Source organism: Paraburkholderia sp. BR10954 (assembly GCF_040965775.1).
GTDB lineage: Bacteria > Pseudomonadota > Gammaproteobacteria > Burkholderiales > Burkholderiaceae > Paraburkholderia > Paraburkholderia youngii.
This window is the reverse complement of record NZ_JBFRCK010000140.1, coordinates 1-2798: the sequence shown is the minus strand read 5'-3', so window position 1 is coordinate 2798 and position 2798 is coordinate 1. Positions and strand designations below refer to the sequence as shown.

The window sequence follows — 2798 nt, the reverse complement described above, 5'->3', positions numbered from 1 at the left end:
CCGGCGTCTCGCACGTGACTATGAACGGCTTCCCGAAACTCTCGCTGGGCTTCATTTCGTCGTCTTCGCAATGCTCATGCTTGTCCACGCCGTGCCAGTACTTCAAAGTTCCTAACACGCTCTAGCGCGCCTGACCGGTGTCGGTACCGGAAGCGCGTGGACTCTGCTCAAGGAGTTGTTTGGCTGGCGCAAGTTTCGCAACCGTCGAGAGCATGCAGCCTGCCTGGGCCTTGCGCCCACGCCATACAGCAGCGGGACAAGCGAAACAGAACAAGGCATCAGTAAGGCCGGCAACAGGCGCGGTCGCTGGCTCATGGTCGAACTCGCATGGTGCTGGCTACGCCACCAGCCCGCAAGCCAACTGAGCCAATGGTTCCATAAACGATTTGCTGGCGCAGGAAAGCGTGCCCGACGTATCGGCATTGTTGCACTAGCTCGTCGTCTCGCGGTCGCGCTATGGCGGTATGCGGAACATGGTGAGATTCCGATTGGAGCAACCCTCAAGGCACACCGGAGTACGGTTGCGACCTGAACCATCTGTGTCGGCAGACGGTACGAGTCTCAAGGTTTGCGCGCCCGTGAAATAGCGGGATTGCCCGATGGGCAATCGTCCTTCAGATGGGGCGTGTCCGAACGGAGCGCTGCCCGCGTTAGCGCATGCGGTATAGGGTGACCGGCCGTGGTGCCGGCACGGATAGAAGTTAGATCGGGCATACGCCCGACATCGAGCGCTCCGAACCAGAGACCATTGACGTGTTGAGCAGGAGGGAAAGAAAGCCGATAACCACTTGTTGACGCACGCGAGTTATCCACCGCCTGCCGGCGTTCTGGCAACGTGAGGCGACCCGCCGGCAGGCGGTGGATAACTCGCGGAGTCTTAAAGGAGAATCTTGCGGTCAAAACTGTCATTGAGGGGGCTTGACTTCGAATACCCCATAGAAGCTATTTCGAGGCCCTGTCGAAGTATCTGGGCGCGCACGGCAAGCCGGTAGCGTTCTACAGCGACAAGGCCAGCGTCTTCAACCGGCGGTTCGGCAAGCCACCAAGGAGCGACTACGATGCGCACCGGCGCGCTGCGCGACGACGAGGATCTGCGGCAGATCCTGACCTACCGGGTGCCGCGCAGGATTTCGAATGCGCTGACGGTGCAGTACGACCGCGTACTGTATCTGCTCGATGACACGCCCGTCAGCCGGGGGCTCATGCATGAATATGTCGAGGTCGTCGAGTATCCCGATGGCGTAATCGAGGTGCAGGCCAGCGGCGCGGCACTGCCGTACCGGCAATACGACCGTATCACCCATATCGACCAGGGCGCGGAGATCGAGAACAAGCGTCTCGCGGGCGCACTGGAAGTCGCGCGCCGGGTTCAGGCCATCCGCGATGATCGCCGGACCGCGGGTGCCCCATCGCGCGCGCACTGCGGCGAGCAGGTCCAGGCCAAGAAGGCGCTCATCGGACTGAAGAAGCAGCGCGCAATCGAGGTCGCCGACATCAATCAGGCAATTCTCGAAGTCAGCAGCAGAATGAGGGACGGACGTGGGGCGGCTTCGCCGCCCCACCCCAAAACCTTGAAAAAAGACAGGAAACGACAAGCAAAACCCGACATTTCTATTTAGCTGGCACCACGACGTTTGAACTTGGCGGGGACAAGTAATTGTGTAGATGTAGGTCCCAAATGGATGGAATGGTCGCCTCCCGCCTTAACGGGCCGTCAGACGCCGTAGGCTCGCGTCCTGAACGTGCCACATAGTCTTGCCGTCAAGGAGAACCAGATGGAACCCACGACCATTGCCATCGACCTGGCCAAGCGCATTTTCTAGATTCACTATGTCGAGCCCGAAACTGGCGCGATTCACAGCAAAGTTTTGAAACGAGCGCAGCTCGTACCGTTCTTCGCCAACCGGCCCGTGGGTCGTGTCGTCATGGAGGCCTGTGGCAGCGCCCATCACTGGGCCCGTGTGCTGGCGCGGCTTGGTCACGGCGTGCGGCTCATCGCGGCCCAGTTCGTGCGGCCATTCGTAAGGTCAAACAAGAACGATGCAGCCGACGCCGCGGCGATCTGGGAAGCCGCCCAGCGTCCCGGCATGCGGTTCGTGGCCGTCAAGACCGAAGACCAGCAGGCGATGCTCGCGCTGCACCGCATCCGCCAGCAACTGGTGCGCATTCGAGTCATGCAGGTCAACCAGCTTCGTGGACTGCTCTACGAATTCGGCGTTGTCCTGCCGCAAGGCCGCCGGACATCAATAGAAGCCGCTAAAGGCGCGCTGGCGTCGCTGGCTGACCAGTTGCCCCCCATGCTGGCAGAGAGCCTGCAGGACCAACTCTCGCGACTTCGCGCACTCGACGAGCAGATTGCACGGATCAAAAAACGCATTCTCGAATGGCGCCGTAATGGCCCAGTCGAGGTCGCTCGCCGCGCGTTGACCGGCGTGCCCATTCGAGCTCGTCGGGCAGTGGCGTGTAGCAGGTTTGCAGTTCCCGAGGTGCCAGGACCTCGGGGAAGCGCGGGTACGCGGTGCGTTCGAGGGTGGTGCTGCTGAAGGTCTTTCAGCAACTGCACTATTTCCCTCCGCTCGATACCATTCCGGCCGGCGTCGTTGAACACGTCCGGGCAGCCGCCGATATCGGCGACACCGTGCAATTCGGCTACGACACCGAGACCTCCCCCACGCTGTTCCGGCATTACGCGGCGGTTCGCACCTGGCTCGACGTGAAACCGTATTACGGCACCGACGCGAACGCGATCGCGACACGGGCAGCGCATACGGCGTCGCTGACGATGGACCAGCCGGTGG

2 protein-coding genes and 3 pseudogenes are annotated in these 2798 nt (G+C 61.5%); all 5 read left to right on the top strand.

Features of this window, described 5'->3' with window-relative positions; all coding sequences use genetic code 11:
• Nucleotides 1-115: pseudogene (locus AB4Y34_RS41380) on the top strand (IS5/IS1182 family transposase); the annotation flags it as partial.
• 6 nt (nucleotides 116-121) lie between these two features.
• Nucleotides 122-532 (top strand): annotated as a pseudogene (locus AB4Y34_RS41375) (transposase); the annotation flags it as partial.
• 526 nt (nucleotides 533-1058) lie between these two features.
• On the top strand, nucleotides 1059-1619 hold the full coding sequence (locus AB4Y34_RS41370) for a hypothetical protein (protein WP_368719246.1): 561 nt from the start codon (nucleotides 1059-1061) through the stop codon (nucleotides 1617-1619).
• Between the two features lie 204 nt (nucleotides 1620-1823).
• Nucleotides 1824-2543 (top strand): IS110 family transposase, encoded by a 720-nt coding sequence (locus tag AB4Y34_RS41365; protein ID WP_368719247.1) that lies wholly within the window; start codon nucleotides 1824-1826, stop codon nucleotides 2541-2543.
• A pseudogene (locus AB4Y34_RS41360) lies at nucleotides 2531-2798 on the top strand (DUF4158 domain-containing protein); the annotation flags it as partial. The gene AB4Y34_RS41365 and the pseudogene AB4Y34_RS41360, both read left to right, overlap by 13 nt.

Excerpts from the sequence above, each read along its gene's own strand:
- AB4Y34_RS41370 (WP_368719246.1), top strand. The coding sequence starts at position 1,059 with ATGCGCACCGGCGCGCTGCGCGACGACGAGGATCTGCGGCAGATCCTG.